14 protein-coding genes and 1 pseudogene are annotated in these 13,109 nt (G+C 32.8%); 9 read left to right on the top strand and 6 right to left on the bottom strand.

What is annotated here, in order from left to right; translation table 11 throughout:
• Positions 1 to 16: 16 nt before the first annotated feature.
• Positions 17 to 106, top strand: coding sequence for a DUF4176 domain-containing protein (locus BWGOE10_RS32675; RefSeq protein ID WP_142345503.1), 90 nt, complete (start codon positions 17 to 19; stop codon positions 104 to 106).
• Positions 90 to 173, top strand: a pseudogene (locus BWGOE10_RS30335) (glycerophosphoryl diester phosphodiesterase); the annotation flags it as partial. The gene BWGOE10_RS32675 and the pseudogene BWGOE10_RS30335, both read left to right, overlap by 17 nt.
• 63 nt (positions 174 to 236) lie before the next feature.
• On the opposite strand, the gene BWGOE10_RS17420 reads toward BWGOE10_RS30335, so the two are convergent.
• The 3 genes from BWGOE10_RS17420 to BWGOE10_RS17410 form a co-directional block, all read right to left on the bottom strand.
• Positions 237 to 914 (bottom strand): YdcF family protein, encoded by a 678-nt coding sequence (locus tag BWGOE10_RS17420; protein ID WP_070144306.1) that lies wholly within the window; start codon positions 912 to 914, stop codon positions 237 to 239.
• Positions 915 to 1,007: 93 nt separating this feature from the next.
• The gene (locus tag BWGOE10_RS17415; RefSeq protein WP_070144305.1) at positions 1,008 to 1,517 is read right to left on the bottom strand and encodes a DUF3916 domain-containing protein; all 510 of its coding nucleotides are present in this window, start codon (positions 1,515 to 1,517) and stop codon (positions 1,008 to 1,010) included.
• Positions 1,510 to 2,361, bottom strand: coding sequence for a LysR family transcriptional regulator (locus tag BWGOE10_RS17410; protein ID WP_070144304.1), 852 nt, complete (start codon positions 2,359 to 2,361; stop codon positions 1,510 to 1,512). The genes BWGOE10_RS17415 and BWGOE10_RS17410 overlap by 8 nt, the downstream gene beginning before the upstream one ends.
• A gap of 111 nt (positions 2,362 to 2,472) precedes the next feature.
• On the opposite strand from BWGOE10_RS17410, the gene BWGOE10_RS17405 reads away from it, so the two are divergent.
• On the top strand, positions 2,473 to 3,699 hold the full coding sequence (locus BWGOE10_RS17405; protein ID WP_070144303.1) for an MFS transporter: 1,227 nt from the start codon (positions 2,473 to 2,475) through the stop codon (positions 3,697 to 3,699).
• 95 nt (positions 3,700 to 3,794) lie between these two features.
• Here BWGOE10_RS17405 and BWGOE10_RS17400 read toward each other — a convergent pair whose 3' ends face one another.
• Positions 3,795 to 4,022 (bottom strand): hypothetical protein, encoded by a 228-nt coding sequence (locus tag BWGOE10_RS17400; protein WP_070144302.1) that lies wholly within the window; start codon positions 4,020 to 4,022, stop codon positions 3,795 to 3,797.
• Between the two features lie 256 nt (positions 4,023 to 4,278).
• On the opposite strand from BWGOE10_RS17400, the gene BWGOE10_RS17395 reads away from it, so the two are divergent.
• A complete protein-coding gene (locus BWGOE10_RS17395) occupies positions 4,279 to 5,406 on the top strand; it encodes a serine hydrolase domain-containing protein (protein ID WP_070144301.1) in 1,128 nt (375 codons plus the stop codon).
• Positions 5,407 to 5,798: 392 nt separating this feature from the next.
• On the opposite strand, the gene BWGOE10_RS17390 is transcribed toward BWGOE10_RS17395, so the two are convergent.
• Together BWGOE10_RS17390 and tnpA are read right to left on the bottom strand one after the other, a co-directional pair.
• On the bottom strand, positions 5,799 to 7,154 hold the full coding sequence (locus BWGOE10_RS17390; RefSeq protein ID WP_070144300.1) for an RNA-guided endonuclease TnpB family protein: 1,356 nt from the start codon (positions 7,152 to 7,154) through the stop codon (positions 5,799 to 5,801).
• A gap of 35 nt (positions 7,155 to 7,189) precedes the next feature.
• Positions 7,190 to 7,591 carry an IS200/IS605 family transposase gene (gene tnpA / locus BWGOE10_RS17385; RefSeq protein WP_070144299.1) on the bottom strand — a complete coding sequence of 134 codons (402 nt, stop codon included), beginning with the start codon at positions 7,589 to 7,591 and terminating at the stop codon, positions 7,190 to 7,192.
• 391 nt (positions 7,592 to 7,982) lie between these two features.
• Here tnpA and BWGOE10_RS17380 point away from each other — a divergent pair, with 391 nt between their 5' ends.
• From BWGOE10_RS17380 to BWGOE10_RS17360, 5 genes are all read left to right on the top strand, one after another.
• Entirely contained in the window at positions 7,983 to 9,140 is a 1,158-nt protein-coding gene (locus tag BWGOE10_RS17380) for an agmatine/peptidylarginine deiminase (protein ID WP_070144298.1), read from the top strand.
• A 176-nt stretch (positions 9,141 to 9,316) separates the two neighbouring features.
• Positions 9,317 to 9,736 (top strand): phosphate-starvation-inducible protein PsiE, encoded by a 420-nt coding sequence (psiE, locus tag BWGOE10_RS17375; RefSeq protein ID WP_070144297.1) that lies wholly within the window; start codon positions 9,317 to 9,319, stop codon positions 9,734 to 9,736.
• Between the two features lie 177 nt (positions 9,737 to 9,913).
• Complete coding sequence (locus BWGOE10_RS17370; RefSeq protein WP_070144296.1) at positions 9,914 to 10,846, top strand: bestrophin family protein; 933 nt, start codon at positions 9,914 to 9,916, stop codon at positions 10,844 to 10,846.
• Between the two features lie 395 nt (positions 10,847 to 11,241).
• Positions 11,242 to 12,219, top strand: a complete 978-nt coding sequence (locus BWGOE10_RS17365) for an agmatine deiminase family protein (RefSeq protein ID WP_070144355.1) — start codon at positions 11,242 to 11,244, stop codon at positions 12,217 to 12,219.
• Between the two features lie 40 nt (positions 12,220 to 12,259).
• Positions 12,260 to 13,075 carry a MerR family transcriptional regulator gene (locus BWGOE10_RS17360; RefSeq protein ID WP_070144295.1) on the top strand — a complete coding sequence of 272 codons (816 nt, stop codon included), beginning with the start codon at positions 12,260 to 12,262 and terminating at the stop codon, positions 13,073 to 13,075.
• Positions 13,076 to 13,109 lie beyond the last annotated feature (34 nt).

Below are 13,109 nucleotides of genomic sequence, written 5' to 3'. Positions count from 1 at the left end.
CTTAAAATTTGACTATATGGGATGTCCTTATCCAGATTTCAATTATTTATTTAACCTTGATGATATTAAAGAAGTTATTTTAACAGGGTATGAGGTTGTTGATTAAATGGGGTGCTACAGGAATGTTTACAAATTACCCGGATCGATTACATAGTGTATTAAAAGAAAAATAATTGGGATAGGATAAAAGGTATACCAGTGTTTTAGGTATACCTTTTACTTAAGGGTTCTTTCTTCTATGCAAGAGTAAAGTAATGGGATACATATTCTTCTAGACCATGAACTTCCTTTTCAGGTGGCTCAATACCACCTTTTCTACCATAGCAAACATTTCTCAAGTATTCTCCGAAAATCATAGAGCGACTTTTCTCATTTTCTCTCCAATTATATCTATTAATTATAAAGTCACCATCAAAACTTGTATCAAATGTATATGGAATACAAGTAACAGTTTTAGGTAAATGTTTTTTTAATACTCTATACTGCCGGCCTGCTCCTAAGCTTTTACATACAAACAGTAACCGATTAATCTTTGTGAAATCAAAAATCTTTTTCGCTTCAATTACATTTGCGATAGAATGGAGGGAGTTTTTCTCGAACATGATAGCATCTTTTGGTACGCCGTGTTCGACTAATTTATTAACAATTACTTCTGCATCTGACAAATTCCCGTAATTCCAATTTGGATGTTTCATGCCATGCAAACTAGTACCGCCTGTAACGATAATTTGATTTCCTAAACCTTGTTGATAAGCCTCTAGAGGAGCTTGCCAATTTCCAGGATGAGAACCGCCGAAAACGAAAATTGCATCACATTTTTGTGGTGTTATTTCTTTTAGAAAAGTGATTTCTGTAATTTGATCGATTTGTTTTTTCGTAAGAGTAGGGACATCAGGATATTTAGGGATTACCATTTGAAAACCTCCTATATAGTAAAATGTTAAATTCATTATATAGCGATTTTGCTAAATGGAAAAAGAGAAGCTTTTTATTTGAAAGTTCCCCTTTTAAGATAACTCTCCAATAAACCAAATCTCTTTTTCATAGCATTCATCTTCATCATGAATAATCTCTTGAAACTGTAAAGTTTGAATGGTATGACAAATTGAAATTCCCCATGTCTCCCAAAAATCAATTTCATTTGAAAGAAGAATCCATTTTTGAAACTCACTATTTCTATTAAAAAAAGTATGAAAGTAGTCATCATTTTTAAATACAATAATTTGAGAACTCCATAAATTCTCTATAGAAATCAAAACAACAACTCGATATGTATGTGTATCGTTCGGTTTCATTTTCACTAATTGATGTGCTTGATTTAATAAGGTTTGTATACACAATCGCTTTACTTTCCTAGGTGTTTTATGAGAGTCAATAAAAGCTTGGGAAACTGGTAAAGGCATATACCAGTATTCATTGTTATAGAAAGTAGAAGGGAATGTATTCGTATACTCTTTAATTCGTTGTATCATTGTTTCAGTTTTTCGTTTCATACCACGTATTTTCTTTTCACGCATTGAGAGTCATCTCCATAAATTTTTGTAATGCAGCAGAGTGAAAAATATCTTTTCTAGTAATAAAGGTAGTAGGAACTTTTTGAAAGCTATTTGGTAAAGGGTTGAATGATACATCATGTTTATGACCATTTAAAATAGATTTCATCATAATCGCTACGCCCATACCTGATTCTACACATGCGAGTATCGCTTCAATTGTTCCAAACTCTAAAACTCGTTTCGGTGTAATTCCTTCTTCTTGAAGCCAGTCTTCTATTAACCTTCTATAATAGCACCCGTGACTAAAGGCAAGTAAATTCATGTCTCCTATGTCTTGAAAGGAAGATAAAGGATTTTTACTAATGAGGACCAATTCTTCTTCACGAAATACATTTGCATGAAGTTCAGCGTGCGGAGTAGTTCCAGCGATAAACGCTCCGTCTAGCTTTCGGTTTAATACGAGATGAGTTAGTTGTTCCGTCGTATTTGTTTCTAAAATCAATTCGACTTGTGGGTATTTTTCATAGTAGGCTGCTAATATGGAAGGAATCCGAACAGCAGTTGTGGATTCTGTACATCCGATTTTTAAAGTGCCTTTTGGTTCGGTTCCATTACTTTGGACCGCTTTAACAGATTGATCCATTAAGTGGATGATTTGCTTTGCGTATGTTAATAAAATCTCACCGTTAGAAGTTAAAGTAACACCTTTTCCACTTCGATAAAATAAAGGCACACCTAATTCGTTTTCTAGTTGTTTAATACGCATCGTAACGCCAGATTGTACGTAATTTAAGTTTTTAGCAGCATGAGATATATTTCCTTCTTTTACTACTTCGTAAAAAACAGTTAAATCTTTAATGTCCACATATCATCCCTCCGAAAAAGGTATCAATTTTTTTGATGGATTTCATTATAAATGTTTATTTTACATGATATCAGAACCTTCATACAATGAAAGTGATATGGGGGGATAGTGGTGATAAGTGAAGAGAAAATGGAACAGCACAGTAGTTCTTATAAATGGATTATGTTAATTTTTGCGACAGTAGCTAAGGCAACGGCTACGCTGATAACGTATGGTATTGGTGTCTTCGCTTTATTTTGGCAGCAGGAATATGCACTTACGAATATGCAAGTTGGATTGTTAATAAGTACTGTAAATATTGGTCCGCTTTTTTGTATGGTTTTTGTCGGCAGGTTACTTGATCAGTATAGTGAGAAAATATTAATCGGAATGAGTTCAGTATTACTTGGCGGGGCACTTTTACTTGCTCATACGGCAAGGGGATTTATTGGGTTATTATTTGTTTTTCTTTTAATAGGGACTTTTTATAGCGTATCCCAGCCAGGGGGAAGTAAAGTAATCTTGAAATGGTTTCCGAAAGAAACACGCGGATTAGCTATAGGAATAAGGCAAGCAGGTGTACCAATTGGCGGGGCATTAGCAGGAGGAATAATCCCTTTACTTACAATTAAATTTAGTTTAGCTTATACGATAAATGTTATTGCAACTATATGCATAGTAGGTGGGTTAATGTTTTTTATATTTTATAAGGAATCGTACGCGCGAGAACACACGAGCCAAGAAAATGTAAGTATTTCTTTTTGGACACAGTTAAAAAAGGTGGTATATAAAAAGACGCTATATCCAATTTTTATTACAGGTATTTCTATGATTTCTTTACAAATGATATTGATCGGACATTTTATGAAATTTTTAGCTGTTGAAAAATCGATAACACCTATTTTAGCAGGGAAAGTATTTTCAGTTATGCTATTTACAGGAATGATAGGCCGAATTATATTAGCTACAATAAGTGATACATATTACAAAGGGGATCGTCGTACACCGTTGTTTATATGCATATGTATTTCTTTTGGTTTAATCTTAGTTTTTGTAATGAGCACACACACAATGACACTTGGGGTATTATTTTGGGTGAGCGGATTGTTAGGATTCTTTGCGATCGGTTGGTTTAGTCTTTTTATGGTCGAAGTTGCTGAGTCTGCAAGTGAGGAATCGGTAGGCCTAACAGTGAGTTTTGCGCTTACGCTTAATCAAATTGCTATTATCTTTGCACCTGCTTTGTTTGGTTATATAGTAGATGGAAAAGGCTACACATATGCATGGATGAGTATAGCTGCATTACTAAGCGTTTCAGCGGTAAGTTTATGTAAAAGTAAAAGAATATTAAAAATGTAAATCTTTTATGAAGAAAATCTAAAGAAATGTCGTGGGCGTGACATTTCTTTTTTTATATGCTGTATAATCAAATTTATAAATGAGATTCGTTTTCATTAACGCTCATTTCCTCTTTTGAAATTGCCTGTAATTTTAGCCATAATAAGTTGTTTTTCTTTTTCGTTACTTGCCCGATTTATTTTGTTTAAAAATTTTTCAGCGTCATTTCCTTTTAAAGTCATAATTTGTTTTCTGTAATATTCAATTGAAACTATATTTTTTTTTGTTACTCGATAGTGAAACATCATATCATCTAAACGATTGCGTTTATCGGTCTTTTTCAAATTACCACCTCCATTCTTGTTAATGTGTAACGAATGTTACATAAAAAATTTAAATTAAAGTTGGATGTATCCGATTGTAAGGTGGAAATTTTGTGAAAAAGAACTACAATAGAGAGTAGTTAAAATTTGCGTGTGAGAAAAAGGAATCTAGTGTAATATAATGAATGATAGATAGATTATAAAATGTTTGAAAATTAAAAGATATAGAATAGAATGGAAAAGTATAAAGTGAAATTAGATAAAAGAGGGTTCCTATATGTTTAAGAAATGGTTAATTGTTTTTTTTATTTTTGCTATTTTTTGTGGGAGTGTCGCTGCACTAACATATGCAAATAAAGATAAGAAATATAATTTGAAGGCATTTTCAGATTCTAAGAATAAGGTTGGAAATGATAAACCAAAAGTTGATGTAAATCAACAAAAACGTTATGAGGTTGCAGCAGCGAAACTAGATCAATATTTAAAAGATAAAGGATTTAATGGGAGTGTTCTTGTAGCTAGTAAAGACCATGTAATTTTAAGAAAAGGTTACGGGTATGCGAATGTAAAAGATAATATATTAACAACGCCAAGAACGAAATATCGCATTGGTTCTATTACGAAAACAGTCGTTGCAATATCTATCATGCAACTAAGAGAAAAAGGGAAATTAAATATTGAAGACAATGTAAATAAGTATATTCCATCGTTTCCAGCAGATAAAAACATTACGTTACGAAATTTGTTAACACATACGTCCGGGTTACCAGAACAGGGACAAGGTAGTGTTAATGCAGCGTCACGTTTAAAGTTAGTAACTTGGATCGGAGCGCAAACGTTACAATTTCCTGCAGGAACGGGATGGAGATATACAGATTATAATTATATGGTGCTTGCATATATTGTAGAAAAGATAACAAATGAACCACTTGCTGACTATGTGAAAGAAAACATTTTTACTCCTGTTGGAATGCATGAATCTGGGATGGGTGCCACTTTCCCAGGAGATATGTTTTTAGCAGAAGGATATACGAAAAAAGATAATGAGTTAGTAGCTACGCCTCGTTTAAGAATGAATTGGCTATATGGTTGTGGTGAAATGTACACTACAGTTGATGATATGAAAAGGTTAGATGAGGCAATTATGGATGGGAAGCTGCTTTCTAAACAAAGTTTATCAGATATGTTTACTGTATCACCCGCTAGAAAGTATGGATTTAGTTTCTATATTTACCCAGATTATTATCATAATCATGGTGTATTAGCTGGTTGGAACACTTTTAATAATTTTAACTGGGATAAAAAAACGTTTGTAATATTATTCTCTAACGTACAAAATGGTATGAATGATACATTTAATCAAGAGTTTAGGAAATTAGCGAATGATTTAATAGAAGGAAAATAATTATTTTAAAATCGGTATTGATATGTAATTATCAATACCGATTTTTTTATTTAATAATGTTTTATTTAGTGAACAAGCAGGTATGAGAGGGGATTAATATTAGAGTCAACTACCCCCACTGAGATGAAACGTTTCAGTGGGGGCTTGAGTTAGAACTCTAGGTCTTTTCGTCTATCGCTAGACAGTTTGACGCTCTAGAATTCATGCCACCTTACGGTAACACCCCAATTAAGTTTTTGGTTGGTACTGGCAACGAACTATCGTTTTTCCACTTGCACCACCCTTTCGAAAAAGAGCAATTCTTCCTTGTGGAAGAAGCCACCACTCAGATTACTCCGGCGTGTGCTACAAGCCCCGACAAGTCGAGTACACATGGATGGTTGACACACCCACTAAGCTATGCACGAAGCAACAGCCTTACGTTTTTGCACTTCTAATAGAATCGGCGTTTTCACTTTGAGATTTTCATTCAATTCTACAACTCTTGATTTTTGAAGTGTATTCAACGCACCATTAATATCCGCATGGATACATTTTCCTGAGTTACTTCGATACAGACCACGAGTGATTCGTTTGCCACTAAAACAATAATGAGTCCCATCACCCTTAGACCAAACAGGAATCCTATCTTTGTCTAGGAAACTGGCTTTTGAAGTATAGCTTTCTTCTTGTTTTAAAAAACGGATGCCTTCTTTTAAACATTTATTCTCAATTGCTGAAATCAGTTTATGAAATGGGATTTGAACAAATTTTTGATTATTCTTTTTTCCCATATCAGATTTTTGTTTCCAACCAGTGTTATAACCTACGACAACCGTATCTATGTTGAATGCTTTCACTTTTTTGAATAACAAACCTACAGTTTGTGAAATGTAACCATTTATTTGTCGTTCTCGTTTATTCCAAAGTGCAGCCATTTGATTCGTTACAACACGTTTCGAAAGTCCGTTCCCCATATTTTCCCGTTGCAGATTACTTATCATTTTGTTGAAGTATTGGTTAATGGATTTTAGTTTTTTTCCATCAATTAAGAATGTATCACCTGTATTTGTTGCACAACTTAATAATCTGTCTACACCTAAATCGCAACTCAAAGCGTTACTAGTAGTCGTTGATTGTTTCTTCATTTGAGAAACGTGCATCTCATATGTATAATGCACCTCAAAGAACCGACCTTTTTGCTTGGGTACAATCTCAATGTAGGAGATTTTTTTATTTCTTAAATTTTTAGGCATACGTATTTTAAGGGAACCGAATTTTTTTCTGAATGCAACATTCATCGGAATCATCCAATACCCATTATCATTAACTTTTGGAACTTGATAGATTTCAATGATTCGTTTGTCAGTTGAACCAGAATAATTCGGAAACTTAGGACGACCTGTGAATGTTTCAGGATTTTTCTTCCACTGTTCCAATGCTTTAAAAAAGCTCTTCACTTCTGTATATAAGGCTCTACGAATTGCTTGAACAGAGTTTGATTGAATGCCCGAGTAGTTCATATCGGCTTGCATGGCAGTGTCCACTTCTTTTACAGTAGCCATTTTATTATGGTTCAAATAACTTTGTTTCATCGTGTACAATCCAACATTTCGCAACGCTTTTGAACTATGCGACATGCGTTGAAGTAAACGAAATTCTTTTGCCGTGAGGCAAGCTCGTCCGATATTCTGTTTCTGAGTGAATCGTTGCATGTTTTCTCTTTTCTTTTGTTTACGTAATACTTTCACTGCTTTCTTTCTAGCCATTGTTTTCACCACCTTTCTCAGAGAGTTCATTAAAATTATTTCATTCCTTGTGATTCAACGTACTTACGAATAGAATCTATAGGTGCACCGCCCGTTGTTAAAAGACAATCACTTCGAGACCAAAACATTTCTTTCCATAGATCATGTTTTATCTTAGGAAAATCTCGTTTCACGAAACGAGAACTAACACTTTTGTAACTGTTAATCGCTTTTGACAAATCAATATTTGGAACTGAACGGAACAAAATGTGAACATGGTCTTCATCATGATTCCATTCTTCTACAGTAATTCCTTTTGGCTCAAGTAACCGAATGAAGTGCTCTTTCAGATAATCTGAAATTTCATCGTTCATCACTTTTTTACGGTATATAATAACCAAAACTAAATGATAGTAGAGTAAGAACACTGAATGATTATTATCTAATTTCGTTGTCATATATATATTCCCTCCTTATCTAGGACAGATTATATCGTAAGACAAAAAAAGAAAGAAACAAACATTCGCTCTCAAAAAAAGTGTTATGAACTAAACAAAAGAGTTCAGCCTATTGACTGACGGAAATTCATCTCCACCTGAATTGTTGGGCTTCACCCGTAATACAAATCAGATGGAGTCTTCTTGCCGAAAAGGATAAATTTATGAAGGAAGTTAAATGATATTAATGTTAAATATAGGAAATTCATTTTGTGAATGTCATCTATTTGTATTGAAATTATGTGATTATCATGCGGAAGCATAATTGGTAATTTTTACATTGATGAAAAAGCTTGAGCTTCACACTATGTGAAGCTTTACATTATTAGAGACATGAACAGGAGGTTGAAAAATGAAAAAAATAGTAAAATTTTGTTTAATAGCTACATTATCTACAACGATTATTAGTGGGTGTTCTTTTGAAGGGAATAATGAAAGTGTCAAAGGGAAAGAAGATAAAAAAGTAGAGGTACAGAAAAATGCTGGAAAATATACGATGCCGGATGAAAAAGATAAACATGAAGGTACATGGCTACAATGGCCACATGAATACACATATGGTCAAGGGTATAAGCAGGAAGTTGAACCTATTTGGATTAAGATGGCAAGTGCTTTAACTGAGGGTGAAAAAGTCCACATTGTTGCATATGATCAGGAAGAAAAAGAGCGAATTAATAAGCTTTTAACAGATGAAGGGCTAAATATGGAGAAGATTGATTTCTTTATAGCGCCTACTGATGATGTATGGGCAAGAGATAGTGGACCAATTTTTGTTTATGACAATAATAAAAATCTAAAAATATTAGATCCAGCATTTAATGGTTGGGGGAAGAAAACTCCTTATAAAAATGATGCCCGTGTACGTGAGAATGTTAGTAAACAATTAGGGATTGAAAGAATTGATTGGGGGAAATTCGTCCTTGAAGGTGGCGCAATTGAATTAGACAGCAATGGGACTGCTTTATTAACTCGAAGTGCAGTAACGAATAAAAATAGAAATCCTGATTTATCAGAAAAGGAAATTGAAAAATATATAAGTGACCTTGGGGTGACAAACTTTATTTGGTTAGATGGAGTGCCTAATTTAGATATTACGGATTTTCATATTGATGGATTTGCTAAATTCCATGATAAATCTATCATTGTAACGATGAAAGAAGATGACTTGGCTGAATGGGGCTTGTCAAACAAAGATATGGATAAATTGTTAGATGCAAAAAATGCTTCAGGAAAGAAATATAAGTATGAATACTTGCCGCTTAGTAAAGATAAAGTTACTTTAGAAGGTGGAAAAACTCTCGATTATAAGGGGTCGTATATCAATTATTATATTGGGAATAAAGTTGTATTGGTGCCTAACTATAATGACCCAAATGACAAAATCGCAAACGATACGATTCAGAAGTTATACCCGGATCGTAAAGTAGTCGGTATTGATGTGAGAGAGCTTTATAAAAATGGCGGAATGATTCATTGTGTTACACAGCAACAACCTATTCAATTGAAGTAATCGATTATAGTTTCGTTAGGTTGCTTTATAGACAAAATAGGTGAAATGCTATCTTTACTTATTTTGTCTTGTTTTAACATATGTAATAAGAATGGAATGTATAATTTTAATGTAATGATAATTAAATAAAAGTATATTGTCATTATTGTTTTATATGGAAAAGGAGAAAAATGTTTGTGTTAAAGAATTTTAAAAAGGTTTTTTCGTTGTTCCCTATCATTCTACAGTACATTTTAAATGTTGCTTTGATTTGCTTAGGGATTGTTCTAAGTGTGTTTCTGATGAAAGAAGTTATTCAATTTATACAAGAACTTAAATTAAATAGTGAGGAATCTAGTTATCATTTGATTGATAGTATCGTCGTATTCTTTTTATATTTTGAATTCATCGTAATGATTATAAAGTACTTTCAAATGAATTTTCATTTTCCATTACGTTATTTTATATATATAGGTATAACTGCTATCGTTCGTTTAATTATTATAGATCATGATAGTCCAATTGATTCATTGTTATATGCTTGCGCGATTCTTGTATTAATTAGTGCTTTATTCATTGCAAATTCTAAAATAATGCGTCGTGATTTAGAAGAGTGAACATTTGTTGTTTAAATCAAAAAAGATGTTTTATCTTTTGGTAAAAAGGAGTAACGGTATTGAAAGAAATAATCTTAACCAGTTTCCTAATAATAGGGTTTATGATTCTACTATTTAATTGTATACTTTCATAATTTAAAGAATAACAAGTTAATAAAGAAAGAGGTTTTTGTAAATATGGTTCATTACAATAATCAAAATAGTTTACATCAAATATTTACATTAAAGGGAACAGTTATAAGAGATATTTTCCCGCAAATTTTATTATATATATGTGTTTCAACGATAGTAACTGTAATTAATTATTATTATGCAGCAATAAAAATTAATCAAACTCCTTGGGTAATTGTTGGAGGGGCTTTAGGTCTACTGTTAGTTTTTCGTACTAACACTGCCTATGATAGGTACTGGGAAGGTAGAAAGTTATTTGGCGCGATTGGTGCCTATACTAGAAATTTAGCAGTTAGTTTTTTATGTCATTGGGAGTCTGAAGGGAAAAAGACGGATCAGGAAAAGCTGAAATTTTTACATTTATTAATTGCTTTTCCAAAGATAGCGAAAGGACATTTGAGAGACGAAAAAGATTTATCTGAAATAAAAGCATTGCTTGATATTTGTTCTGAGAAGGAAAAAGAAATATTGACTGGGTCTATTCATTTACCGATTAGTATAGTTTTTATGTTAAAAACTATACTATCAAAGGGTTTGAAAACGGGTCAAATTCATCCAAATGCAATAATTAATATGGAAGCTGATCTGAATAATCTGCTTACGGCTGTGGGGGGATGTGATCGTATCAAAACAACGCCTATTCCTTTTGCATATTTTGCTCATATTAAAATTTTACTGCTCATATTTTGCGGGACTTTACCGATTGGTCTTGTTGATAGTCTTGGGTGGGTTACAGTACTTGCAACTACGTTTATAAGTTTTGCATTTATAGGGATTGAAGCAATAGGGGTTGAAATTGAAGATCCATTTGGTCAGGACCCAAACGATCTTCCGCTAGAAGGAATTTGTATAGGGGTAGAAACACATTTATTAAATTTATATAATCAAAACGGTCTGTTCGAAGTAATGGATATGAATCTTGATAAAAAAATCATCTAATCGTTAATTGTGTACGATGATTACATTTTTAATATTGTCATGAAATACTTCATTTTAAAATCTTGTCAAGAGTCAGTTTACGGCTTAACGACAGCTTTATCCCGCTATTTGTGGGCAGTAAAGCTCCCAGCTCAAAACCTGGCGGATGCAAGGAAGTTAGGTGGAAGATAACTGCCCGTAAATGCCCGATTGGTGAGGGCTGATAATCAGTGGGGATGGACAAACCCCCCACTGATTAAAGTTTCACTTTATATTTTTTATATAAATATATAAAATTTCTCCGTGCTATAATCCATTCATGAAAAGTGCACGTTTCAAAAATTGTAATGAAAAGAGAAATAGATGGCTTATTGAAATCAGTTATTCAATCATTATTAAAAAGCGAGGTAAATAATATGGAACAACAACATAATGGAATTATTTTTACTGCAATACCAGACGAATCGAATGAATATTATCAACCATTTTATGATGACATTATTTACTTTAATGAATACTTAAATGAAAAAAAATCATTTACCGATCAACTTATATCTTTATCTGTTGAAGAGCAAGACTTTCATACAAACTTTTTCGAGTATGATGATATTTGGCTAAGAGATGTTGCACCAGTTGTAACGAATCATCTTGTTAAATTTAAATATCGACCAAATTATTTACCAGATGATCAAGGACGATATTTAGATCAACGATTTAATAAATGGTTGAAGAAAAATGACTTTGAGTATGTGAAATCACCATTAATATTGGATGGTGGTAATCTTATTTGGAATAAAAAAGATACCGTTATATTAACAGAACGCATATTTGATGATAACGATGATTGGACAGAAGAGGAAATAATTGAGCAATTAGAGTGGGATTTAGATGTGAGCCGGGTTATTGTTATTCCTGCTGAAGAAGGAGATGTACTTGCGCACGCAGACGGAATGGTTAAATTTATTGATGAACACACAATGTTTATTAGTGATTTTTTAGGGGATCATGAATTTAGATATCATGTTCAAGAGATTATTCAAGAGCAAATGCCAGAAGCTGAATTTATAGTTGTTCCTTCGTCATATACAGAGAAAGGACAATATGATCAAGAAATAGCCTCGGCAAAAGGTTTATATATAAATATGTTAGAAACATGTGACGCCCTTTATGTTCCTCAGTTTGGATTAGCTAAAGACGGGGAAGTTTTACGATATATTCAACAGCATACGGAAAAACAAGTTATTCAAATTCATGTAGGAGAAATATCGACTATGGGAGGCGCAATGAATTGTTTAACGTGGTATTGTCCGAGTCATTTGTTACCTTCAAAAATGAAAAGATTGAGCAATCAGAATGAAGGTTCTTCAATTAGAAAAATTTTTGATTGGTTTTAATAAATAAGCGTATAAGAAAATGTATTCAAGGGGTATTTATATGTATACGATTACTGAATTTTCGCGAATTTGTAAAATGAGTACGCGGATGCTAAGGCATTATGATAAAGAGGAGATATTAAAACCAGCATATGTGAATCCGGTAAATGGATATAGATATTATGAGCAAGGGCAGTTAGAAATAGCATTGAAAATTAAAAAGCTGAGGGAGTACAAGTTTCCTTTACCGAAAATTAAAGTCATTCTCCAGTCAGCAGATCAAAATTCATTTATTAAACATATGCAAGCGCAAATTATAGAGTTGTCTCATGAGGTGAAACAAAATTTACAGGTTATTTCTGAAATGAATGAAATGGTAAGTATGAACAATGGTCTTAATATTGCTCGTCATAGAAGTTACGATATATTAATTGGCATGAGAAATGAAATAACGGTAATTGCTCAAAGATTACAAATAGATATAGATGATATGGATGATTATTTTTATGACTTATATGAAAATGTACAAAAAAATAGCTTTCAAATAGTCGGTTCTCCATCCGTAGTTTTTTATGATAAAGAGTATATTCCAAATCACAGTGATATTGAATTAAGAATTCCGGTTATGGATGATGACAATAAAGGTGTATTACAAGAGTGTGAAATAAAAAAGCTAAATCAGCATCAAATTGTTACTACTATGCATTATGGCAGCTATGACTATATAGGTTATGCTTATATGGCATTAGAAGAGTGGGTGGAAAGTAATGGCTATATAATAGATAGTCACCCATATGAAGTTTATATAAAGGGACCTGAATGTGATTGTTTAGTAGAGGAGTATGTTACACAAATTTGTTTTTTAGTACGAAAATAGAATGAGAATAAGGATTGACATTAACATTATGTCA

This window comes from Bacillus mycoides, assembly GCF_001757995.1.
Lineage (GTDB): Bacteria > Bacillota > Bacilli > Bacillales > Bacillaceae_G > Bacillus_A > Bacillus_A mycoides_B.
The sequence above is the reverse complement of the archived record's forward strand: the minus strand, read 5'-3'. Positions and strand labels throughout refer to the sequence as shown.

What these genes read in the sequence shown, in the direction of transcription:
- tnpA (WP_070144299.1), bottom strand. Translation starts at nt 7,591, where the DNA reads ATGACAACGAAATTAGATAATAATCATTCAGTGTTCTTACTCTACTAT.
- BWGOE10_RS17370 (WP_070144296.1), top strand. Translation starts at nt 9,914, where the DNA reads ATGGTTCATTACAATAATCAAAATAGTTTACATCAAATATTTACATTA.
- BWGOE10_RS17390 (WP_070144300.1), bottom strand. Translation starts at nt 7,154, where the DNA reads ATGGCTAGAAAGAAAGCAGTGAAAGTATTACGTAAACAAAAGAAAAGA.
- BWGOE10_RS17360 (WP_070144295.1), top strand. Translation starts at nt 12,260, where the DNA reads ATGTATACGATTACTGAATTTTCGCGAATTTGTAAAATGAGTACGCGG.
- BWGOE10_RS17365 (WP_070144355.1), top strand. Translation starts at nt 11,242, where the DNA reads ATGGAACAACAACATAATGGAATTATTTTTACTGCAATACCAGACGAA.
- BWGOE10_RS17420 (WP_070144306.1), bottom strand. Translation starts at nt 914, where the DNA reads ATGGTAATCCCTAAATATCCTGATGTCCCTACTCTTACGAAAAAACAA.
- BWGOE10_RS17380 (WP_070144298.1), top strand. Translation starts at nt 7,983, where the DNA reads ATGAAAAAAATAGTAAAATTTTGTTTAATAGCTACATTATCTACAACG.
- BWGOE10_RS17415 (WP_070144305.1), bottom strand. Translation starts at nt 1,517, where the DNA reads ATGCGTGAAAAGAAAATACGTGGTATGAAACGAAAAACTGAAACAATG.
- BWGOE10_RS32675 (WP_142345503.1), top strand. Translation starts at nt 17, where the DNA reads ATGGGATGTCCTTATCCAGATTTCAATTATTTATTTAACCTTGATGAT.
- BWGOE10_RS17395 (WP_070144301.1), top strand. Translation starts at nt 4,279, where the DNA reads ATGTTTAAGAAATGGTTAATTGTTTTTTTTATTTTTGCTATTTTTTGT.